Raw genomic sequence first — 19,919 nt, 5'->3', positions numbered from 1 at the left:
CACACGCACTGACAGGATCGGCGTAGTTCAATCAGTGTGCCGTCCGCGAGCCTTTAGGATCGCGCGAGCCGCTAACCGAGCCGGCTAAATTAGTTCCGCGCGTCCCTCTCCCGGAACCACCGCCGGCATGCCCGGCTGAAGCTCGTTGCATCGGTATAGCCGAGCGCGGCCGCCATCTCGTCGCGCGACTGGCTGCCCGCCGCGAGCATGGTGCGGGCGCGCTCGCGCAGCACGCCGTCGAGCAGCGGACGGAAGGCGCTGCCGGCTTCCGCGAGCCGCCTCACCAGGGTCCGCCGCGAGGTGCCGACGAGACGCGCTGCTTCCTCCTCGCCGAGGCGCTGCGGCAGCCGCGCCGCAATCAGGCTCTCGAGCATGCGCGCCAGCGCCGCGGTGTCCGAGCGCGGCTTCTCGATCGCCTCCAGCGCCTCGATCGCCTTGGCATGCAATTCCGGATCGGCAAACGGCGACGGCCGCGCGCACAGCGCCTTCGGCACCTCGAAGATGAAGGCGGCGGCGTTGAATTTGACGGCGCAGGAATAGTGCTGTGCCAGCCGCTCCGCGCCGGCGGGCGGCGGCCAGGGAAATTGCAGCGTCGCCTGGCCGATCGCATCCTCGAGCAACTGCACATACACCGCGTGCACGTTGAGGCTCACCGCCAGCGCCACGGCGCGCCACAGCGTGCCTTCCATGGCCACCGCAGGAGCGATCTCAATCTGGATCGCGCGCGCGGTTCGGCGCAGCCGGTTGCGAACGAACGGCGCGCGGGTCGACCCGAAGCGGGCGCCGGTGCTCAACGCATCTTCGATGGTCGGCGCCGTCCGGGTCGCAACGTCGAGCGCACCTTGCAGCGATGTCGACCAGACCGCCGCAGCCGACAACGGCCACAGCTCGCCGTGTCGACGGGTGATGTTGGCGGCCAGCACCACCAGCGACGACACCGGCATGTGCGCGCCGGGCTGGTCGACGGTGTCCTGCTGGATTCCGGTGCCCATCAGCAGTTCGTCGCGCTCACTCCGCGTCTTGCCGAATGCGCGCAACAGCGCCCGTGCGTAGGCCGCAGACACCGGCGTGCGAAGCGCATCTGCCTCCGATCCCGGCATTGCGTCGGTGTCCCTCCCGCGCGAGCGTCCAGCTGAACCACTTGGCGCAAAATGCCACAAAATTGGCCTGATGGGAACTGGCGGAGCACGGTCCCTGGCGGCATGCTTGGCCAAATGACGGCGAACGCCGCTTCGAGGAGACGCTGGAGGAATACGATGATCTTCACGGGCACCAATGCTGCGGGCGAGACGATCACCTACCGGGACGGCAAACGCTATCTGTGGATGCTTTCGTTCATCCCGCCGCTGATTCCGCTGTTGTCCTATTGGCTGTTCCTGCAGACGCACAATCCGCTGGTGACGCTGATCCCCTTCGTTTTCATCTTCATCCTGATCCCGCTGCTCGATGTCCTCTTCGGCGAGGACACGCACAATCCGCCGGCGGAAGTGGTCGCGGCGATGGAGGCCGACCCGTACTACCTGCGGCTCGCGCGCATCACCGTGGTGTTTCCCTGGATCAACTACGTCGCGCTGATCGCCTTCTTCGGCACGCAGGAGCTGCCGTGGTGGTCCTATGTCGCCCTGCTGCTCGGCGTCGGCACCATCAACGGCGGCGCGCTGCTGATCGGGCACGAGCTCGGCCACAAGGCGGACAGGCTCAACATCTTCTTCGGCATGCTCGCCAATTGTGCGGTCGGTTACGCCCATTTCCGCGTCGAGCACAATCGCGGCCATCACACCTGGGTCGCGACACCCGAAGACCCCGCCAGCGCGCGGTTCGGTGAATCGATCTATACGTTCGCCACGCGCGAACTGCCGGGCGCGTTCAAACGCGGCTGGCGCAACGAGGCCGAACGGCTGACCCGGCGCGGCGAGCCGGTCTGGTCGATCAACAACGAGATCCTGCAGGGCTTCGCACTCACGCTCGTCGTCGCCGCCATCCTGATTGCGCTGTTCGGCTGGAAGGTCGCGCCGTTCATCGTCGCGCATCATTTCCTCGGCTGGTACGCGCTGACCCAGGCCAATTATGTCGAGCACTACGGGCTGCTCCGCGAAAAACTGCCGAACGGCCGCTACCAGGCGGTCGAGCCGCGGCACTCCTGGAACACCAACCACATCGTCTCGAACCTGATGACGTTCCATCTGCAACGTCATTCCGACCACCACGCCAACCCGATGCGCCCCTATCAGTCGCTGCGCGATTTCGACGATATCCCGCGGCTGCCGAACGGCTACACCGGCATGTTCGGGTTGGCTGCGATCCCGCCGCTCTGGTTCCGGGTAATGGACCCGAAGACCTTGGCGTGGGCGGGTGGCGACAAGAGCAAGTTGAACCTGGGCGATCGGCCAGCGGCTTCGTGATCGCTGCGATCGCCCGGCTTCACGCCAACCCGGGCGATCGTCAATTGCCGTCAAAGCCGGACGAGCCGTCACGTAGCGCCGTCAGCCGCTCGGGATCTTCCGCCGTACCGCCTCCACCCCGGCATCGGTAACGCGATATCTGCGCCCCAACTCCGGGACGATCCAGCCCTTCTCGATCATTCCGGCAATGGTGCTCGGGCCGACGCCTGCGGGAAACGAGCGGCGGGTCCGGATCGCGTCGATCGCGACCCTTTCCAGATGGGTGGCGACATGCGACGGGCGCGCGCGAAATGCCTTCGCCATGATCAGGACCGACAGGACCTCGGCGCGACGGCGCACAGCCGAGGCGCTGCGGGTCAGTTCGTTGCTGATCTCGAGAGCATTCTTGCCGGCCCTGGCGAGTTCTCTGAGCTTCTCGTCCTCGTCAGGGCTCCAGCGCCGCACGATCCCCATCTGCCCCTCACCGCCTGGATACCCACCTCAATCCGATGCATACGCAGGCGGCGCTGATTTGCCATGTGACTTTCGGCACCTCTTGACGTGACGTATGGGGGCTATCGCCATCAAGCGAGCCGATCGTCATGCCGGGCGAAGCGGCAATTAGTGCTTGCTGGGTTCAAGCGCGATAAGCACGCCGGTCGGCTCGGGCTCGTGCGGCCGAAGCGACGTCAGCTCCGGATCGCTCCACTCGGCGAGGCTCACCACCTCGCCTGTCTGCCCCGGCATGTCGGAGCTCTGCGCAGGTTCGAGGACCTTCAGTCCGCTGGTGTCGACGAAGAAAGTATGTTCGCCGAAGACGCTGTTCAGTTGCGCCACCGCCGGGTGATCGTCCGGAAGCACCTGCGCGTTCAATTGCGTCATGGTCTGTTTGACTTGCGTCGAGTTAAGTTTCATCCGCTGCTCCTTCGTTGGTTCCGGCCTTGATCGTGTCCCTGGCTGGCTCCTCCCCGCCCGCGCCCCTCGCCGGGGGCTTCGAAGTCTCGAACCGATCAGGCAACGAAACGTTCCGCGCGCGCGACGCATTGACCGCCTGTGCGCGGGTTCCGTGTGCACCAATGCGTGAAGTTGGAGCGGAACGACCGCATCAAGGACGACGTCACCAATACGCTGCTGTTCCGCCGCAGGCTTGCCACAGTGGCCGCAGCGTTGTGCGACAACGAGATCGAGGCTCGCGCGCGAACCTAGCTTCACCTCTGCTCCACCGGCCGCATGTGGATGAGTGCATCGAGCACGAGGACAAGAACCGGGCGCTGCTCGTCGTTGACGAGCTCCGTCTTGAAGATCACGACGGCGTCGTGCCGCTCCGGCCGATGGTAATCTTCTCGATCCGGGAGTGCCCGGTCAGCGTCGCTCCGGGCCGAACCGGGCTCGGCAGGCGAATCTCGAAGCTTCGTCCGACGATGCCGGCCACCCTGGTCCAGATCGCCTCCACGACGAGGCGCTGATAGATCGCAATGGTATTGAAGCCGCTTGCGATCAAGCCGCCGAACGGGCCGGCAGCAGCCGCGACGGGATCGGTATGGATCGGCACCGGATCATACTTGCCGGCGAATTCCAGAATTTCCGCCTCGCCGATCGTGTAGCTGCCGAGTCTGAAGGTCTGGCCCTCGGTGAGATCTTCCGCATACAGCATCGCACGCCTCCCGTCTGTGGTGCGACGATAGACCAACGCTGCTGGCTTTCCATTACCTCCGGGGTCGTGAAGTTCGCGCACGGAACGCCCAAGCGCGAACGAGATGCGCGCGAACGGCACCTACCGCTCGCGCACATCGCCGAAGGCGTCCCGCGTTACTGCAGCCGGGCCGCCCTCGCCTTTGCGGCCTTCACGGTGTTCTCCATCAGGCAGGCGATCGTCATCGGGCCGACGCCGCGGGGCACGGGCGTGATCGCGCCGGCAACCTGCACCGCCTCGTCGAAGGAGACATCGCCGCACACGGCGTAGCCGCCCTCCGGCTTCTCGACGCGCGTGGTGCCGACGTCGATCACGATGGCCTGCGGCTTGATCCAGTCGCCGCGCACGAGGCCGGCCTTGCCCACCGCGCTTACCAGGATATCGGCCTGACGACAGATCTTGCTGATGCCGCGGGTATGGATGTGGGTCTGCGTCACGGTCGCGTGCTCCTGCAGCAGCAGCGCAGCCATCGGCTTGCCGACGATGTTGGAGCTGCCGATCACCACGGCATGGGCGCCGGTGAGATCTGGCCGGATCGACTTGATCAGCCGGAGACAGCCGAGCGGCGTGCACGGCACCAGCGCTTCGTCGCCGTGAAACAGCCGGCCGGCGTTCAGCGCGTGCAGACCGTCGACATCCTTTGCGGGATCGACCGCCGCCATCACACGCAAACTGTCGATATGCGCCGGCAGCGGCAACTGGATAAGGATGCCGTCGATATCGTCGCGCGCATTGAGCGCCTTGATCCTGGCAAGCAGATCGGCCTCGCTGCAATCATCCGGCAGCCGTTCGACCTCGCCGCGCAGGCCGAGCCGTTCGGCCATCCGGACCTTGCTCTGCACATAGATTTGACTCGCCGGGTCGTCGCCGACCAGCACGACCGCAAGCCCCGGTGCGCGGGGCAGCCGGTCCAGTTCGTGAGCAACCTTGTCGATGACAATTTGGGCATGTGCGTGCCCATCAAGAATGTTCGCCGTCATGGCACCTCCGTTTCGAAGCGGTGCCCAGGCGCGCGGCGTTTGGTCTCTGCGCTCCCCGATGGTGGTCCATCCAAGCGCCAGTCGCGCAGATGGCGCCGTCATAGCCGCCGGCCGGGCAAAGGCAAATCACGCTCCCCCGGCCACGAATTGCGCCGGTTTTTGCCGGTGGATCGGGCCGTGCGGACCACGCCTGGGGGTAGGATTCGGGCAGAACTTGCGATAAGCCTCGGCGCTTGCCGGGCTTTTCCGATCCCCGGCGCCATCCTTCCGGTCATCACGCCATTTCGGACATTTCAACATGAGACATATCATCCTCGCGCTGGCGCTCCTGTGCCCGGCTGCCGCGCTTGCCCAAGGCACCGCTCCAGCCGCCGCTCCCCCACCCGCCGCCGACAAGCCGGCCGCCTCACAGCCCATGGTCGGCGACAAGCCGCTGGTCCAGGTCGGCAAGAAGTCGGCGGCCAAGAAGGGCGAGAAGCCTGCCCCGGGCAAGCCGCCCTCGGTCGCGCAGAAGCTCCAGGCCTGTGGCGACATCGACGACGCCACCAAGGAGCGGCTGATGTGCTACGACGAGATCTTCAAGCCGCAGCCCAAGCCGAAGGCCGCCCCCGCCAAGGGCGTCAACGAATGCCGTTTCGTGAAGGAAGAGGACGAGCGGCTGACCTGTTACAACGGCTTCGCCGACAAGATTCCGCGCCTGCCGCGTTAATCACGCCAGGCCGGGCGGCACGCTGCCCCCTGGAATCGCGGACATGAAAAAGCCGCCGCAAGTGCTTGCGGCGGCGTATCGATTGCCGGCTGTGGCGGCCCCGCTTACCAGGTGCCGAAGCCGCCGAAGAAGCCCATCCGCGGCTGCTGCTGGGCGACGCGGTAGGGTTGATACATACCGGGCTGCGCGAAGCGCATCGGCTGCTGGTAATGGTTATGGTTGTGCGCGACCTTGCGCTTCTTCGGCGCCTGCGGCTGGGCCGGCGCGGCCTGCTCAGCCGGCTTTGCCTCGGCAACGACCTTGTTCGTGTCAGCCTTCTCCGGCGGAATGAACTGGGCGAATGTGTTGCGGACGCGGGCCTCAGCCGAGGCCTCGCGATCAGTCGCGGGAGCTGCCGCGGCAACCGCGTTGACCTGCGACGGAACGATGGTCGGCAGGCTGGTGTCGTATACCACCCGCTCCGGCAGTTTCTGGACCGACTTGATCCGCACCACGGTCTTGTTGTCGACGGCGGGCGACGACAGGCTCTGGTTCTGGCTGGCGACCACGGCCTCCTGCGGCACGATGGCATTCACGACGAAAAGCAGCGCGAGCAGCACGCCACCAACGAACAGGAAATAACGCGCCACAGGCATCTTGGTAGCTCCCCCCGCGCGATGGGCGCGGTTCATCTCGGCGCGACGACATCAGCCATCGCGCGACGAATTCATCGTCTGCGCATGATCACCCGGACAGACGCCATCCCGCGCTTCCGGGTCGTTCTCTAACGGTCGGCTTATTAGTTAGTTCCTGCCTGGCCGTTACGGTTCACCCGGCAAGTCAATTCCCGGTCACTTTTTCGGGATGCAGAGTTTAGACGCGGCTCGCCGTCACGAGCGAACATTTCGCCTTGTTTGCGTTAACATTGACGAAGCCGATCAACATCCGCGAGTAGGTCTTGCGGCTCTTCATGGCGATGGTGTCCGAAATCAGCCGCTTGCGCTCGGTCAGGGGGCTGCCGTCGCGCCTAATGAAGGCGCAGGCGATCTCGATATCCTTGACCGCGAAATCGTTGGCATTACGCAGCGTCAGGGTGACCAGCACCTTCGAACCCAGCCCGCCGCGCTCCCAGGATTGCGAGGCGATCCGCAGCCGGCCCAGCGGCGACCTTTCGGCGGGCTCGGACGGCTTGGCCTCCTCTGCGGCCGGCGGGGTGGTGGCTACCCCGACCGTGGCCGGCTCATCTCCCGGCACGTCCTTTGCGGACTGTGGCTGCGTCCCGGTCGATGCATTCTGCGCGGTGCGGATGATGGCGGACGACAGCGGCCAGATATCCTGATCTCCGGCGTCGCTGGGCTCGGGGAGCATGAACCATGCGCCGATCCCGGCCATCGCGATCAGCGGCAGCAGCAGGCCGGCGTAGAGGCCGCGTTCACCGAGACGTCCGGCGGCCAGCCTTCCAAACGACGCCAAACCGATCCGCATCGTCGTGCCCTCACCCCGGCAGCCCGGTCAGGCCGCCACACACCCACAAGCCACGCAAACACCGCACCTTGCGGCTTCCGGGACGGCCGCAGGTCGAGCGGCCACGCGAGAACAATCGCTGACCGCCGGAATGGTTTCATTCCGGGCGGCAATCTTGCGACAGGGATGGAGGGATGGCATCACGGCCGGCCGCTCGCTAAGTTCGCGCCGCCCGAGAGCAAGTGCCGCGCACCTGAGCGGCGCGAGAACAACAAGGAGATCGCAATGCCTGTCGTCACCTGGGACCACGTTCATCTGCGCAGTCCCGATCCCGAGGCCACCGCGACCTGGCTGCGCGACATCCTCGGCGGCGAGATCATCCGCGGCCCAGGCCGCATCGACGTCCAGCTCGGCGGCGCCAAGGTGTTCATCGCGGAGGTGACGCAGGGCGACGGCGTCAACACGCCGCCGGTGACGCCATATCAGGGGCTCGATCATTTCGGGCTGGCGGTGAAGGACATCGACGCGGTTGCGGCCGAGATCAAGGCCAGGGGCGTCGAGTTCACCAAGGAGCCGACCACGATCCGCCCCGGCGTGCGGATCTGCTTCATCCGCGGCCCGCAGGGCATCTCGATCGAACTGCTCGAGCGCGACAAGAAGTACGTCTGAGCGGACGACCGTCCGCTACGTCATGCTGCCCGGCATGAAGCAGCGGATCGTCACGCCCATGTAGCTCTTGATCGGCCAGACCATGGCGCGGCCGACCCGGTTGGGCTCGGTGACCACGGCTTCATCGGGCACATCGATCCAGGCTCCGTCGAGGCGCACGCGGTAGTGCCCGTCCTTCGATTCCCAATCGACATCGCTGACCGCGCTGCCGTCGGCGTCCGAGCAGCACGGCCCCTTGCCGCTGCGCAGACCGTCGAACCATTCCTTGAGCGGCGAATTGGCGTAGCGGCCGTCGGGATCGCGTGCCTGCGCAAGCTGCGCAGCGGCGACCGACAGCAGCGCGACCAGACCAAGCGGCAGGGATACGCGCATCCAGCCGCGGCGGCGGCCAACCAAGGTTCCGGGATCGTCATACCGGTCCGCAAAGCGGCCGCCGGCTTCCATCCTGTCTGTCATGTATGTTGCTCCAGCACTCACCGGCCAGTGCAACCAGAGCCATGCATTTCGCGGGCCAGTTCGATTCGCGCGCACGGTCCGCTGTCATCGCGCCGTCACACCGGCTGGCAGGAACCGAGGGTCCACGGTCACTCCGGACACCCCCGGAATCAACCTGCCGCATTGCACGAGGTTGCTCGCTTTGGCATAAAAAACCAATCCGGATTGCTGCGGGCGTAGCAACCGGTCGATGGGACGTTATGAAGAACGGGCTGTACTCAATCCACGTCACCCTGCTGGATGGACGCGTCGGCAAGGGCAGCGGAGTGATTCTTTTCCGCGACGGGCAAATCCTCGGCGGCGATGCCTATCTGTATTACACCGGCAGCTACACGGTGAAGGGCGACGCATTCAAGGGCGAGGTCCTGGTCCAACGCCACACCACGCCACGCGACACCGACAACCCGCTGTTCGGCGGACCCGCGCCGGTCGGCATCGGCGTCTCCGGCACCTTCACCGATACCCGCGGCACCATGAGTGGAACTGCGCTGGTCGGCAAGGCAAGCCTGATCTTCGGTGCAACGCTGCACAAGCTCGCAGATATCAATTAGCGGTTCGAGACTCGCTGCTTGACCCGTTACCCCCGCGCCAAGGCTTCGCCTTTGCGCGGGGATGACGGGGATACTGCATCGGCCGATCCACGTCATTGGGAGCGAAGCGAAGCAATCCATACTGCGACAAGCGGAGCCATGGACTGCTTCGTCGCTATTGACGCCGTCGAGATCTTCGGGTCTGCCCTTGAGCTGATAGACTTTACGGTCGCCCACGTCGGCCGGCTCAGACTGCAGCGCACCGTTGCTGCCCCAGCCGCACCACAGACTGCCGTCGCTGTCGACGCGGAAGCCGTCAAGCGATCCCTGATCGGCGGCGTCGATCAGCCTGGATTTGTTGCCCCCCGTGCCGGCCGCATTGACGTCGTAGCTCCAGATACCGCGGCTCGGCGTGCCCTTCCACTCGACCACGTAGAGCTTCTTCTCGTCCGGCGAGAAGGCAAGCCCGTTCGGATTGACCAGATCGGTGATGACGGCGGTCAGCTTTCCATCGGTGCCGATGCGGAGCACGTTGGTGTTGTCTTGCTCGCGCTTGGCCTTGAAGCCCTCCCACTCGCCGGCGATGCCGAACACCGGATCGGTGAACCAGATCGTGTCGTCGGACTCCACCACGATGTCGTTCGGCGCATTGAGGCGCTTGCCCTCGAAGTTGTCGGCAAGCACGGTGATCTTGCCGTTCTTCTCGGTACGCGTGATCCGCCGCGGAATACGCTGATGCCCCCGACTAGCCGGGCGAGCTCTCCTGATTTCGTCTCATGATCTTGAGCACCAGCAGGACGGCACCAAGCATCAGAAACAGGACACCGATCACGATCGTATCGGTGGATTCGAATGTCACGCCAACAGCGGTCAGCAGGCATCCGATAATGACTGAGATCAGGCCGCCAAGCTTCTTGACCAGGAACAAATGTCCGTCACTTGTTTGCGCCGCCATGGTACGCCTCGCTCCTTCAGATGATGCCCCATATTCTTCTCGTTTAGTCTCGGTCCGCGTACGCGCGCACGATGCTACTCCCGGACGGAAAAGTTGCAATCTGTCGTTGATCGCGTGTCGCGCGGACATCGGCGGTTTGATTCAAACTGAAACCGATTATGTCAGCCTCACTCACTCAATCCGGCACCCGACGTCGTTCCAACCGCAAGCCTCGCACATAATTGATGGTCGGGTCGCAGCACCGAGCCTTGGTTGTACATTGACTCGATTGAAACTTGGGCGCTGACTGCGGAGAACGTGTCGTGTTCTAGAACGGAGCCGATCGGCATTCGGTCCGTTCGACGGAGTGATGCGATGGCGTCGCATTCGCTCGATCAACCAGAGCAAGCCTATGTCTCGACCGGCCACTTGCCCGGCCCGGAGATGGTGCAGTCGCTTGTGGACGACGCCCATCGACGGTTCAAGTCCAACACCGATGGAACCAGATCGCAGGTCTATCCGGCCCTCGCCCGGGTTCCGAGCGAGCTGTTCGGCATCTGTGTCGTTGGCACCAGCGGGCGTGTCTATGGCGCGGGAGACGTCGACCACGAATTCTCCATCATGAGCGTCTCGAAGCCGTTCCTGTTCGCGCTGATCTGCGAGACGATCGGACCTGAGGCGGCACGCGAAAAGCTCGGCGCCAACGCCACCGGACTGGCATTCAACTCGCTCGCGGCAATCGAGCAGGGAAACGGGCGGACCAATCCGATGGTGAACGCCGGCGCGATCGCGACCACGAGCCTCGCGCCGGGAAAGTCCATCGAGGAGCGCTGGAAATTCATCCACGACGGGCTGTCGCGCTTCGCCGGCCGCAACCTCCCGCTCAACGAGGAGGTCTACGCATCCGCGTCCGAGACCAATTTCCGCAATCGAAGCATCGCTCGCTTGCTGGAAAGCTATGAGCGGATCTACAGCGACGCCAAACAGGCGACCGACCTTTACACACGGCAGTGTTCGCTGAATGTCAGCGCCAGGGATCTGGCCGTGATGGGCGCGACGCTGGCTGACGGCGGCGTGAACCCGGTGACCAGGCAGCGCGTGGTCGACGCTGATGTGTGCCACTACGTCCTGGCCGTGATGGTCACCGCCGGATTGTACGAGACATCGGGCGACTGGCTCTACGACATCGGCCTGCCGGGAAAGAGCGGCATTGGCGGCGGCATCGTCGCGGTGTCCCCCGGCAAAGGTGGTTTCGGCACGTTCGCGCCACCGCTGGATGCGGCCGGCAACAGCGTGAGGGGCCAGCTCGCTGCAAAATTCCTGTCGCAGCGGCTGGGCATGGATCTGTTCGTATCGCAACCGGAACGATGAACGAATGCGCGCAAGATCGGCGGAGCCGCGGCCCGACCGATCGCTACCTCAATCAGATCGGAGGATGCGATGGCAACACAGGCAATGTCGTTCGACGGCGTCCACCGTGAAGAGCGGGCATCATGGGTTCCAATGATCGCGATCGCGCTTGGTCAGATGATCATGTCGTACAACGTTGCATCGTTGCCTGTCGCCTTGGGGGGAATGGTGGCGAGCTTCGGCGTGCCCCCAACCACGGTGGCGACCGGGATCGTGGCCTACTCCATGCTTGTGGCGGGGTTCGTCATGCTTGGCGCGAAGCTCGCCCAAAGGTTCGGGGCTGTGCAGGTATTCCGTATCGCGGTGGTGCTCTTCCTCGTATCGCAGCTCGCGATGACGTTCAGCCCGACGGCGGCCGTCATGATTTCCGCGCAGGCACTTTGCGGGGCCGCGGGCGCGGTGATCGTGCCGTCGCTGGTCGCCCTGATCGCCGAGAACTACGCCGGACGCCAACAGGCGACCGCCCTTGGTGCGCTGGGCTCGGCGCGCGCGGCGGCGGGCGTGCTCGCATTCGTTATCGGCGGCGTGTTCGGAACCTATATCGGGTGGCGCCCGGCGTTCGGGATCCTGATCGCGGCTTCGGCGATCGTCCTCGTCCTCAGCTTCCGCCTGAGGGCCGACCGGGGCCGCCCGGACGTCCAGATCGATCTCGTCGGCGTCGCCCTTGCCGCAAGTGCGATCATTCTCATCAGCTTCGGATTCAACAATCTCAATCGTTGGGGGTTGGCGCTCGCCACGCCGAACGCGCCGTTCGATCTGTTGGGCGTTTCGCCGGCACCGATCATGATCGTGCTCGGTGTCGTGCTCGGGCAGGCCTTCCTGAGCTGGACGCACCGGCAGCAGGCCGCGGGGAAGACGCCGCTGCTGGCGCTGGAGGTGATTGAATCGCCCGAAGAGCGCTGTGCAGTCTATGCGCTGTTCGCAGTGGTCGCGCTGGAGGCGGCGCTGAACTTCACGGTACCGCTTTACATCCAGATCGTGCAGGGACGTTCGCCGATCGCGACGGCGATCGCGATGATGCCGTTCAACCTCACGGTCTTCTTCTCGGCGATGCTCATCGTCAATGTCTACGACAGGCTGACACCGCGCCAGATCGGCCGCTTCGGCTTCGCGCTCTGCACCGTTGCGCTGCTCTGGCTCGCATTCGTCGTGCGCAACGACTGGAGCGAGGTTCCCGTACTGTTTGGCCTCATCCTGTTCGGGATCGGCCAGGGCTCCCTGGTGACGCTGCTGTTCAACGTCCTGGTGACGGCATCGCCCAAGGCATTGGCGGGAGATGTCGGGTCATTGCGCGGAACCACGCAGAACCTGGCGGCCGCCGTCGGCACCGCGGTCGCCGGCGCACTTCTCGTGGGTCTCCTGAGCACGATCGCCCTCGGCAAGATCACGGCAAGTCCGGTGCTGACCAAGGAGCTGCAGAGCCAGGTTGATCTCAACAATATCACCTTCGTCAGCAATGACCGGCTGCGCAGCGTGCTGGAAGGCACAAGCGGCACGCCGCAGCAGGTCGAGGAAGCCGTTCGGGTCAACACCGAAGCCCGGCTGCGGGCCCTGAAGATCGGGCTGTTGATCATGGCCGGCCTGGCCCTGCTGGCAGTCATTCCGGCCGGACATCTGCCGAACTATCGGCCGGGAGAGATTCCGGACGACGACGCGGCAGAGAAGCGCGAGCGAGCGGCCTGACCGGAGGTCCGCAAGGAGGACGACATGACGACCTATGACAACAGTTCGACGGCGGGCCTGACGGGCCTGCCGACACCGCCTCTGTGGGCGCGTATTCTGCTCGGGATCGCGATGATCGCCGCGGGCCTGCTGGTGCTCGGGGACGTCGTGTTCTTCACCGTCATCAGTGCCATCTTCATCGGCTGGACAGCGATCTTCGCCGGCGGCTTCGAGATCGTGCACGCCTTCTGGACCAAGGGATGGGGAGGTTTCGTGTGGCAGTTGCTGCTCGGAGCCCTTTATGTTGCGGCCGGCGTCGTCCTCCTGAGCCAACCGGTGACCGGCGCGTTGATCCTGACCTATGTGCTCGGCCTGATGCTGCTTGTCTCTGGCTTCGTCCGCGTGCTGATCGGCATCGGCCATCGGCAACAGGCCGGCTGGATCATGATGGCGTCAGGGGCGTTCGGCATCCTGGCCGGCCTGATCATCCTGACGGGATTTCCGGCAACGGGGCTGTGGGTGCTCGGAATGCTGCTGGGCATCGATCTTCTCTCCCACGGCATCGGATGGTTGACCTACGCCTGGCAGCCTGCCGCCAAGCCCGCGTAGCGGCCCGCCAACTCATCGATGCGCGATAGCGCCGGCCTCCCTCCTTCACGGAAGGATTGGGAATCCGGCGCCGGATACCGACTGTGGCGGAGATCGGATATGTCAGGTTTGAGAACACCGGGTGGACTCGTCGGAGTTTTCGCGCTGCTCGCCGCGATCGGAACCAGTCTCGGCGTCGGGCCTGCCGCGCTGGCGCAACAGGACACCGCGATCCTGTTCCGGAACGTTCGCATTTTCGACGGAAAGAACAGCGCGCTCTCCGCGCCGTCCAACGTTCTCGTCAGGAACAACAAGATCGAGAAGATTTCGGCTGCGGCGATCACAGTCGATGCTCGGGTGATCGAAGGTGGCGAACGCGTCCTGATGCCCGGACTTATCGACGCACATTGGCATGCGATGCTGGTGCGCCCAACGCCGGCGTCTGCGATCGCCGGGGACGTCGGCTACAACAATCTGCTGGCGGCCGCCGAAGCGACCGACACGCTGATGCGGGGCTTCACCACCGTTCGCGACATGGGCGGACCGACCTTTGGGCTCAAGCGAGCCATCGACGAGGATCTCGTGGCCGGTCCACGTATCTATCCATCCGGCGCGGTGATCTCGATCACCGGCGGCCATGGCGATTTCCGGCAATTGTCTGATCTGCCACGCACGATCGGCGGCATGCTCAGCCGCATGGAAAAAATCGGCGGCAGCATGATTGCGGACAGTCCGGATGAGGTTCGCGTGCGGGCACGAGAGCAACTCATGCAAGGGGCCTCACAGGTCAAGCTCACCGCCGGCGGCGGCGTGGCGTCGCCGTTCAGTCCAATCGACGTGTCCACGTTCACCGAGCCCGAGCTGCGCGCCGCTGTCGAAGCGGCCACGAACTGGGGCACCTATGTCGCCACGCATGCCTACACGTCGGTTGCGATCCAGCGGTCGATCGCGGCCGGTGTCAGGTGCATCGAGCATGGGCACCTGATGGACGACGCGACGGCCCGACTGATGGCCGAGAAAGGAATCTGGTTGAGCACGCAACCCTTTCTCGATCTGACCGGCGCAAGCGGCCTCGGGCCCGCGGAGCAGGAGAAGCTGCGGCAAGTGGTTGCGGGAACCGACCGGGTCTATGCGCTCGCCAAGAAATATGGACTCAAGACCGCGTTCGGCACCGACATCCTGTTCTCGAAGGCGCTGGCGGACCGGCAAGGCGCGATGCTGGCCAGCCTCACTCGCTGGTATACGCCGGCCGAGGCATTGATCATGGCAACATCGACGAATGCCGAGCTTCTGACTCTATCCGGCCTGCGAAATCCATATCCCGGCAAGCTCGGCGTCGTGGAGGAAGGGGCGCTGGCCGACCTGCTGCTCGTCGACGGCAATCCGATCGACAACATCAAGCTGGTCGAAGATCCCGCGAAGAGCTTTGTGGTCATCATGAAGGGCGGGAAAGTCTACAAGAACCTGCTTGCCAGCGAGACAAAGCGATAGACCGCAGCTTGGATGATGGAGATTGGGCTCGGACGGACGCCCGGCCCGCCTACTCCGCGGCCTGCTCCAGCGGCGCGACCCGCGGCAGGATCATCTGGATCCGCGTGCCGTGGCCCGGCGCGGAATCGAGCGAGAGCCGCCCGCCGAGGCGGTTGGTGACGATGCTATAGACGATGTGCAGGCCGAGCCCGGTGCCGCCCTGATCGCGCCGCGTCGTGAAGAACGGGTCGAAGGCGCGGCGGCGGACATCGATGCTCATGCCGCAGCCATTATCGGCGAAGATCACCTCGACATTGTCGCCGCCGGACGCGTGAACCTGGATCTCGACCTCGCCGGCCTTGCCGTCCGGAAACGCATGCGCGACTGCGTTGAGGAACAGATTGGTCAGCACCTGGCCGTACGGTCCCGGATAGGAATTCATGATCAGGTTCGGCTCGCAGTCGACGTTGAGCGTCAGATTGTGCTTGCGCAGGCCGGGCCGCAGACTCATCACCACCTGCTCGGTGAGATCGCCGAGATCGAAGGTGCGCTGGTCTGAATAGTTGCGGTCGGCGGCAACCTGCTTGAACGACTGGATCAGTTCTGCGGCACGGTTGAGATTGGCGACCAGCTGCGACGAGGCATCGCGCGCGGTGTTGAGGAAGTCGTTGAGGCTCGAGCGCCTGAGGTCGCCGCGTTCGACCTGAGCGCCGAAAATCGCGGTCTTGCGCTCCAGCGCGGACGCTACCGTCAGGCTGATGCCGACGGGGTTGTTGACCTCGTGGGCGACTCCGGCCACCAGGCGGCCGAGGGCGGCGAGCTTCTCGGCCTCGATCAGCGAATTCTGGGTTTCCCGGAGATTGCGCAGCGCGGCTTCCGCGGAATCCCTCGCCTTGCGCATCTCCTGCTCGGATCGCTTGCGATCGCCGATATCGAGCGCGACCGTGACGATGTTCTCAATGTCGCCATGCGCATCGAGGATCGGCAGCTTGTTGACCAGCCATTGCCGCATGTTGCCGGCGGCGTCCTTGTACTCTTCTTCGTAGAAGCCAAGTTCGCGGCGCGCCGACAGCACGCGCTTGTCGTTCTCGTCGGTCTTGGCGGCGCCGTAGCGCGCCATCAGCTCGGCGGTGGTCTGGCCGATCGCGTCCTGCGGCTCGATACCGAAGATCCCCGCCATGTAGCGGTTCATCAGCACGTAGCGCAGGTCGTGGTCCTTGACGTTGATGACGGCGGGCACCGTGTCGATGACCATCTGCAACAGCCGCCGGCCTTCGGCGATCGCGTCTTCGGCGCGCTTCTGGTCGGTGATATCGCGCACCGTGCCTTCGTAGCGGATCACCTCGCCCTCGTCGTTGCGCACGACGGTTGCGGAATCCGACAACCACAGCACGGTGCCGTCGCGCGAACGGACCTGATACTCGTAGTCGCGCACCGTGCCGTCGCGCTGCATCAACTGCATGTATTGCTCGCGTGCCGCCGGATCGACATAGACGGTAGTTGCGATGTCGTCGATGCCGTTGATCAGGTCCTGCGGCGTGGCATAGCCCATCATCCGCGCCAGCGCCGGATTGGCGTTGAGCAGCGTGCCGCCCGGCGTGGTGACATAGATGCCGTCGACCGACGCCTCAAACAGCTTGTGGTAGCTCTCTTCTGCGAGCCGCTGCTCGGCGAGCGCGCGTAACGCCGCCTCGCGCGCGCTGTCGGCGTCGACCAGGGTCTGGCGGAACACCTCGGCGGCGCGCGCGATGTCGCCGATCTCGTTGTCGAGGTCGGCTCCGGGAATGAAGGCGCTCTTCTCGCCGCCCGCGACCTTGCGGATCGAGCCGGCGATCCTGGCGAGCGGCCGGACGGTGCGTCGAACCACCAGCACCGAGGCGAACAGGCCGATCAGCACGCCCGCCGTGCCGAGCACGATGCTCTGCCATTTTGCTTCAGCCAGCGTCCGCGCAAAATCGCGCGACAGCACATGGCCGCGACGGGAGCTGAGTTCGCGCAACAGCTCGGTCACCTTCTGGATCAGCCGGCCCTCGGCGCCGAGCACTTCGCGGTCGATGTCGGCGATCTGGCCCTCGCGCACCGAAATCGCGCTGATCGCCTCGGCATAATTGTCGACCGCGCTGCGCAGGGTCGGATCGGCGATGGTCATCGCCCGCATGCTTTGCGCGGCATGCTCGGCCGCGGACGTGTTGTGCGCCAGCAGCGCGGTGGCAATGCCGCTCTGTATCCGCGACAGCGTGTTCGCCAGCGCCGCATCGTTGCTCTCGGCGAGCGCCTTGTCGAAGGCGTCGCGCAGCGGCGGCAGCCCGGCGACAATCTCCGCGCGGCGGCTGAGCAGCGCCGAGATGCGCTCGATCCCGCTGCGATAGGTCGCCAGCCGCTGGGTGACGCCGTCGATCATGTCCTGTTGCTCGGGCGCCAGCTCGATGCGGGTCTTCTTCAGGATCTCGCTCAGCGACTGGGCCGCCTGAGCGACCTGGGCGGACTGGTTGCCGGGCTCCGTGACGAAGTCCCGCGCCGCCAACCTCAGCTCGTTGGTGCGACGGTCGATATCCTCGGCAATGTCGCCGACGCTTTGCAGCCGCTGCAGCTCGGCGAAGGTCGTATCGATGTGGCGAATCGCGATCACGCTGGCCGTAGATGTGACGATGATCACAGCCAGCACCAGCAGGAAGCTGCCGAACGTGAGCTGGCCAATAGAGAGGGAGAACGCGCGCGGCGCTTGCGAATTCGGCGGCAATTCAGCGGTCATGTCATCGAGGCCGGGGTCCAATGCGCCCCAATATACGGGAAATTACGGGCGTTGGGGAAACATGCTGAAGGGCCCGGCCGGCGGTGTGACCGGTGTCACCCGGAGGGGCCGCCGGTGACCGATTCCGGTACAGGCCTTCGGCCTCGGTCCGGCGGGACGCCGGCGTCCTGATGCTGTTCGGCGGACGAAACTTCGGGCCGCGGCGACCCTACGCGCCGGAATCGCCGTCGCGGCGACGACCTCAGGCGGTAGCGACCCGTCGCGCAGGAATCGTCATCGCGGCGATGGCCTCAGGCGGCGGCAACCCTTCGCGCAGGAATCGTCATCGCGGCGACGCCGATCACGACACAGGCCAGCCCGATCCACGCGGTCGGGCTCAGCCGCTCGCCCAGAAGAGCGACGCTGAGCGCAACCCCGATCGGCACCCGCAGATAGGCCTGTGCGGTGGTGCCGACCGAACCCAGGGTCTGGATCAGACGGAAGTAGATCACGAAGGCGATCGCGGTCGAGAACACCGCAAGCGCCAGCAATGCAGCGAGCGAGCTCGCCGACGGCGCTAGCGTCCAGGGCCGTTCGACGGCAAGGCTGAGGGGAATCAGCATCGCAGCGCCCGCGATCAGCGAGCCGGCTGCCGGCGCCATCGGATCGAGCCCCTTGAAGCCGCGGCTGAAGATCGCGGCGCAGGCGTAACAGATGGTGGCGGCAACGATCGCGACCTCGGCCACGATCCCCTCCCCGAGATCGCGGAATGCCTCGACGCCCACGATCAGACAGATCCCAGTCATACCGGCGATCACCCCGAACAGCTTCCGCGGGCTCGCGGCCTCGTGGCGGGTGATCGCGACGGTGAACAGGAAGGTGAAGATCGGCGAGGCCGAATTGAGGATGGTGGCGAGCCCGGCATCGACGAAGCGCTCGCCCCAGGCGATCAGCGTCCACGGGATCACGCTGTTGAGACAGGCCTGGAAGATGAAGCGCCGCCAGGTCGCACCATCGGTCGGCATCGTCACGCCGCGCATCCGCATGATGACGAGCAGCAAGACCCCCGCGATCGCGGTGCGCGCCGCGATCAGCGTGATCGGCGGGATGGTCGCGACGCCGAGCTTGATGAACGTGTAGGAGCCGCCCCAGAGCGTGGCGAGCGCGAGCAGCAGCGCCAGCTCGAAGGCCATGTTGGGCTGGCGGGGCGTGGTCATGGGCTGCGCTTCCGTCTCGGTGATTGAGACGGAAGCTACCAAGATGGTAGCCGATGATGTTTCAGTGTTGACCGAAGTGTGAAGGGAGTGATCCGTCACCCTGAGGTGCGAGCGGAGCGAGCCTCGAAGGGTCGACGGCCACCAGCCGGGCCGTACATCCTTCGAGGCGCGCAAGAGCGCGCACCTCAGGATGACGGATAACGCTAGCCCATCGCACCGACGTCGAACACCTCGCCGTCGTAGCCGGCTTCCTTGGGAATGCGAAGCTGACGGCCGGAGGCGGTCTTGGTCATCACCGGCATCACGGCGACGATCGATTTGCCCTTGCTGTCGGCGAGCGCGGCGCCGACGCTCGGCTGCTTGCCGAGCTTGATCAGGTTGCGCGTGGTCGGGAATGGCAGCTTGAAGCGGCCGGTCTCGCCGCCTTCCAGCGCTTCGCGCGTCGACACCCAGATCGAATCGGTCGATTCCTTGCCGTCATGGGCGCCGAGCTGCTCGGGGGGCGCTGCGGCCAGGAAGAACCAGGTGTCGAAGCGCTTCGGCATGCCCTCCGGCGTGATCCAGTGTGCATAGGGCACGAGCTCGTCGAGCGCGAGCACGATGCCGTTGTCGGTCAGCACCTTGAGGAAGGTGATCTTGCCTTCGTTCAACGCCGCACGATGCGCGGTGGCGATCTCGTTCGCACGCCCGGCGTCGACCAGATCCTTCGAGCCCTGCGGCCGCGCCAGCAGGATGCCGCTCTCTTCGAAGGTTTCGCGGATCGCCGCGATGCGGAAACCGAGCGCGTCGCCGTCGAGCCCTTCGCCGCCCGAATAGAGCGCGGGATCGGCGGCGATCTCTTTGTCGTTCTTGTCGACGCTGCCGCCCGGAAATACCAGCGCCCCCGAATTGAACTCGATCTGGTGATGGCGAACCATCATGAAGACTTCGATCTCGCGTGACGAGGCGCCGTCGCGCAGCAAGAGCACAGTTGAGGCAAGGCGCGGAGCAACGATCTCGGTCATTAT

Annotated in this window: 21 protein-coding genes, 1 pseudogene and 1 riboswitch; of the genes and pseudogenes, 9 read left to right on the top strand and 13 right to left on the bottom strand. The window is 65.1% G+C overall.

The window, feature by feature from the left end:
- Positions 1 to 89: 89 nt before the first annotated feature.
- On the bottom strand, positions 90 to 1,100 hold the full coding sequence (locus H8A92_RS14050) for a helix-turn-helix domain-containing protein (protein ID WP_229196371.1): 1,011 nt from the start codon (positions 1,098 to 1,100) through the stop codon (positions 90 to 92).
- A gap of 156 nt (positions 1,101 to 1,256) precedes the next feature.
- On the opposite strand from H8A92_RS14050, the gene H8A92_RS14045 reads away from it, so the two are divergent.
- Positions 1,257 to 2,402, top strand: a complete 1,146-nt coding sequence (locus tag H8A92_RS14045) for an alkane 1-monooxygenase (RefSeq protein WP_229196370.1) — start codon at positions 1,257 to 1,259, stop codon at positions 2,400 to 2,402.
- Between the two features lie 81 nt (positions 2,403 to 2,483).
- On the opposite strand, the gene H8A92_RS14040 is transcribed toward H8A92_RS14045, so the two are convergent.
- Both H8A92_RS14040 and H8A92_RS14035 read right to left on the bottom strand, forming a co-directional pair.
- Complete coding sequence (locus H8A92_RS14040) at positions 2,484 to 2,855, bottom strand: SANT/Myb-like DNA-binding domain-containing protein (protein WP_163153389.1); 372 nt, start codon at positions 2,853 to 2,855, stop codon at positions 2,484 to 2,486.
- A gap of 147 nt (positions 2,856 to 3,002) precedes the next feature.
- Positions 3,003 to 3,296, bottom strand: coding sequence for a hypothetical protein (locus H8A92_RS14035; protein WP_229196369.1), 294 nt, complete (start codon positions 3,294 to 3,296; stop codon positions 3,003 to 3,005).
- A 165-nt stretch (positions 3,297 to 3,461) separates the two neighbouring features.
- Between H8A92_RS14035 and H8A92_RS40805 the strand changes: the two genes are divergently transcribed.
- Complete coding sequence (locus H8A92_RS40805; protein WP_274613369.1) at positions 3,462 to 3,587, top strand: hypothetical protein; 126 nt, start codon at positions 3,462 to 3,464, stop codon at positions 3,585 to 3,587.
- Between the two features lie 97 nt (positions 3,588 to 3,684).
- On the opposite strand, the gene H8A92_RS14030 is transcribed toward H8A92_RS40805, so the two are convergent.
- Together H8A92_RS14030 and H8A92_RS14025 are read right to left on the bottom strand one after the other, a co-directional pair.
- A complete protein-coding gene (locus H8A92_RS14030; protein WP_229196368.1) occupies positions 3,685 to 4,035 on the bottom strand; it encodes a MaoC/PaaZ C-terminal domain-containing protein in 351 nt (116 codons plus the stop codon).
- Positions 4,036 to 4,190: 155 nt separating this feature from the next.
- A complete protein-coding gene (locus H8A92_RS14025; RefSeq protein WP_229196367.1) occupies positions 4,191 to 5,054 on the bottom strand; it encodes a bifunctional 5,10-methylenetetrahydrofolate dehydrogenase/5,10-methenyltetrahydrofolate cyclohydrolase in 864 nt (287 codons plus the stop codon).
- 15 nt (positions 5,055 to 5,069) lie between these two features.
- A riboswitch (ZMP/ZTP riboswitch) is annotated at positions 5,070 to 5,149 on the bottom strand.
- Positions 5,150 to 5,352: 203 nt separating this feature from the next.
- Here H8A92_RS14025 and H8A92_RS14020 point away from each other — a divergent pair.
- On the top strand, positions 5,353 to 5,763 hold the full coding sequence (locus H8A92_RS14020; RefSeq protein WP_229196366.1) for a hypothetical protein: 411 nt from the start codon (positions 5,353 to 5,355) through the stop codon (positions 5,761 to 5,763).
- A gap of 104 nt (positions 5,764 to 5,867) precedes the next feature.
- On the opposite strand, the gene H8A92_RS14015 is transcribed toward H8A92_RS14020, so the two are convergent.
- Together H8A92_RS14015 and H8A92_RS14010 are read right to left on the bottom strand one after the other, a co-directional pair.
- Positions 5,868 to 6,398: a hypothetical protein gene (locus tag H8A92_RS14015; protein ID WP_229196365.1), complete on the bottom strand. Its 531-nt coding sequence runs from the start codon at positions 6,396 to 6,398 to the stop codon at positions 5,868 to 5,870.
- A gap of 217 nt (positions 6,399 to 6,615) precedes the next feature.
- Positions 6,616 to 7,227: a hypothetical protein gene (locus H8A92_RS14010; RefSeq protein ID WP_229196364.1), complete on the bottom strand. Its 612-nt coding sequence runs from the start codon at positions 7,225 to 7,227 to the stop codon at positions 6,616 to 6,618.
- 264 nt (positions 7,228 to 7,491) lie between these two features.
- Here H8A92_RS14010 and H8A92_RS14005 point away from each other — a divergent pair, with 264 nt between their 5' ends.
- A complete protein-coding gene (locus tag H8A92_RS14005; protein ID WP_229196363.1) occupies positions 7,492 to 7,875 on the top strand; it encodes a VOC family protein in 384 nt (127 codons plus the stop codon).
- A gap of 15 nt (positions 7,876 to 7,890) precedes the next feature.
- Here the strand turns inward: H8A92_RS14005 and H8A92_RS14000 are convergent, their stop codons facing one another.
- Positions 7,891 to 8,247 carry a hypothetical protein gene (locus tag H8A92_RS14000; protein ID WP_194461358.1) on the bottom strand — a complete coding sequence of 119 codons (357 nt, stop codon included), beginning with the start codon at positions 8,245 to 8,247 and terminating at the stop codon, positions 7,891 to 7,893.
- 323 nt (positions 8,248 to 8,570) lie between these two features.
- On the opposite strand from H8A92_RS14000, the gene H8A92_RS13995 reads away from it, so the two are divergent.
- Positions 8,571 to 8,921 carry a GrlR family regulatory protein gene (locus tag H8A92_RS13995; RefSeq protein WP_026192881.1) on the top strand — a complete coding sequence of 117 codons (351 nt, stop codon included), beginning with the start codon at positions 8,571 to 8,573 and terminating at the stop codon, positions 8,919 to 8,921.
- Positions 8,922 to 9,080: 159 nt separating this feature from the next.
- Here H8A92_RS13995 and H8A92_RS13990 read toward each other — a convergent pair.
- Positions 9,081 to 9,629, bottom strand: a pseudogene (locus H8A92_RS13990) (SMP-30/gluconolactonase/LRE family protein); the annotation flags it as partial.
- A 16-nt stretch (positions 9,630 to 9,645) separates the two neighbouring features.
- Positions 9,646 to 9,855 (bottom strand): hypothetical protein, encoded by a 210-nt coding sequence (locus H8A92_RS13985; protein ID WP_163153373.1) that lies wholly within the window; start codon positions 9,853 to 9,855, stop codon positions 9,646 to 9,648.
- A 354-nt stretch (positions 9,856 to 10,209) separates the two neighbouring features.
- Here H8A92_RS13985 and glsA point away from each other — a divergent pair, with 354 nt between their 5' ends.
- From glsA to H8A92_RS13965, 4 genes are all read left to right on the top strand, one after another.
- On the top strand, positions 10,210 to 11,205 hold the full coding sequence (gene glsA, locus H8A92_RS13980; protein ID WP_229196362.1) for a glutaminase A: 996 nt from the start codon (positions 10,210 to 10,212) through the stop codon (positions 11,203 to 11,205).
- Positions 11,206 to 11,274: 69 nt separating this feature from the next.
- Positions 11,275 to 12,927, top strand: coding sequence for an MFS transporter (locus tag H8A92_RS13975; RefSeq protein WP_229196361.1), 1,653 nt, complete (start codon positions 11,275 to 11,277; stop codon positions 12,925 to 12,927).
- A gap of 24 nt (positions 12,928 to 12,951) precedes the next feature.
- Positions 12,952 to 13,515, top strand: coding sequence for an HdeD family acid-resistance protein (locus H8A92_RS13970; RefSeq protein WP_229196360.1), 564 nt, complete (start codon positions 12,952 to 12,954; stop codon positions 13,513 to 13,515).
- Between the two features lie 99 nt (positions 13,516 to 13,614).
- Entirely contained in the window at positions 13,615 to 14,985 is a 1,371-nt protein-coding gene (locus tag H8A92_RS13965) for a metal-dependent hydrolase family protein (protein ID WP_229196359.1), read from the top strand.
- A gap of 49 nt (positions 14,986 to 15,034) precedes the next feature.
- On the opposite strand, the gene H8A92_RS13960 is transcribed toward H8A92_RS13965, so the two are convergent.
- The 3 genes from H8A92_RS13960 to H8A92_RS13950 form a co-directional block, all read right to left on the bottom strand.
- Positions 15,035 to 17,716 carry a PAS domain S-box protein gene (locus tag H8A92_RS13960; protein WP_229196358.1) on the bottom strand — a complete coding sequence of 894 codons (2,682 nt, stop codon included), beginning with the start codon at positions 17,714 to 17,716 and terminating at the stop codon, positions 15,035 to 15,037.
- Positions 17,717 to 18,006: 290 nt separating this feature from the next.
- Positions 18,007 to 18,912 carry a DMT family transporter gene (locus H8A92_RS13955; RefSeq protein ID WP_229196357.1) on the bottom strand — a complete coding sequence of 302 codons (906 nt, stop codon included), beginning with the start codon at positions 18,910 to 18,912 and terminating at the stop codon, positions 18,007 to 18,009.
- Positions 18,913 to 19,115: 203 nt separating this feature from the next.
- A complete protein-coding gene (locus H8A92_RS13950) occupies positions 19,116 to 19,916 on the bottom strand; it encodes an NUDIX hydrolase (protein WP_229196356.1) in 801 nt (266 codons plus the stop codon).
- Positions 19,917 to 19,919 lie beyond the last annotated feature (3 nt).

Source organism: Bradyrhizobium acaciae (assembly GCF_020889785.1).
Lineage (GTDB): Bacteria > Pseudomonadota > Alphaproteobacteria > Rhizobiales > Xanthobacteraceae > Bradyrhizobium > Bradyrhizobium acaciae.
Note: the sequence above shows the minus strand (reverse complement) of the source record. Positions and strands in the feature narration are given on the sequence as shown.

Coding starts and splice junctions, on each gene's coding strand:
- H8A92_RS13995 (WP_026192881.1), top strand. CDS start 8,571: ATGAAGAACGGGCTGTACTCAATCCACGTCACCCTGCTGGATGGACGC.
- H8A92_RS13965 (WP_229196359.1), top strand. CDS start 13,615: ATGTCAGGTTTGAGAACACCGGGTGGACTCGTCGGAGTTTTCGCGCTG.
- H8A92_RS14030 (WP_229196368.1), bottom strand. CDS start 4,035: ATGCTGTATGCGGAAGATCTCACCGAGGGCCAGACCTTCAGACTCGGC.
- H8A92_RS14000 (WP_194461358.1), bottom strand. CDS start 8,247: ATGCGCGTATCCCTGCCGCTTGGTCTGGTCGCGCTGCTGTCGGTCGCC.
- H8A92_RS13975 (WP_229196361.1), top strand. CDS start 11,275: ATGGCAACACAGGCAATGTCGTTCGACGGCGTCCACCGTGAAGAGCGG.
- glsA (WP_229196362.1), top strand. CDS start 10,210: ATGGCGTCGCATTCGCTCGATCAACCAGAGCAAGCCTATGTCTCGACC.
- H8A92_RS14040 (WP_163153389.1), bottom strand. CDS start 2,855: ATGGGGATCGTGCGGCGCTGGAGCCCTGACGAGGACGAGAAGCTCAGA.
- H8A92_RS13955 (WP_229196357.1), bottom strand. CDS start 18,912: ATGACCACGCCCCGCCAGCCCAACATGGCCTTCGAGCTGGCGCTGCTG.
- H8A92_RS14010 (WP_229196364.1), bottom strand. CDS start 7,227: ATGCGGATCGGTTTGGCGTCGTTTGGAAGGCTGGCCGCCGGACGTCTC.
- H8A92_RS13950 (WP_229196356.1), bottom strand. CDS start 19,916: ATGACCGAGATCGTTGCTCCGCGCCTTGCCTCAACTGTGCTCTTGCTG.
- H8A92_RS14015 (WP_229196365.1), bottom strand. CDS start 6,398: ATGCCTGTGGCGCGTTATTTCCTGTTCGTTGGTGGCGTGCTGCTCGCG.
- H8A92_RS13960 (WP_229196358.1), bottom strand. CDS start 17,716: ATGACCGCTGAATTGCCGCCGAATTCGCAAGCGCCGCGCGCGTTCTCC.
- H8A92_RS14050 (WP_229196371.1), bottom strand. CDS start 1,100: ATGCCGGGATCGGAGGCAGATGCGCTTCGCACGCCGGTGTCTGCGGCC.
- H8A92_RS14020 (WP_229196366.1), top strand. CDS start 5,353: ATGAGACATATCATCCTCGCGCTGGCGCTCCTGTGCCCGGCTGCCGCG.
- H8A92_RS14035 (WP_229196369.1), bottom strand. CDS start 3,296: ATGAAACTTAACTCGACGCAAGTCAAACAGACCATGACGCAATTGAAC.
- H8A92_RS14005 (WP_229196363.1), top strand. CDS start 7,492: ATGCCTGTCGTCACCTGGGACCACGTTCATCTGCGCAGTCCCGATCCC.
- H8A92_RS13985 (WP_163153373.1), bottom strand. CDS start 9,855: ATGGCGGCGCAAACAAGTGACGGACATTTGTTCCTGGTCAAGAAGCTT.
- H8A92_RS13970 (WP_229196360.1), top strand. CDS start 12,952: ATGACGACCTATGACAACAGTTCGACGGCGGGCCTGACGGGCCTGCCG.
- H8A92_RS14045 (WP_229196370.1), top strand. CDS start 1,257: ATGATCTTCACGGGCACCAATGCTGCGGGCGAGACGATCACCTACCGG.
- H8A92_RS14025 (WP_229196367.1), bottom strand. CDS start 5,054: ATGACGGCGAACATTCTTGATGGGCACGCACATGCCCAAATTGTCATC.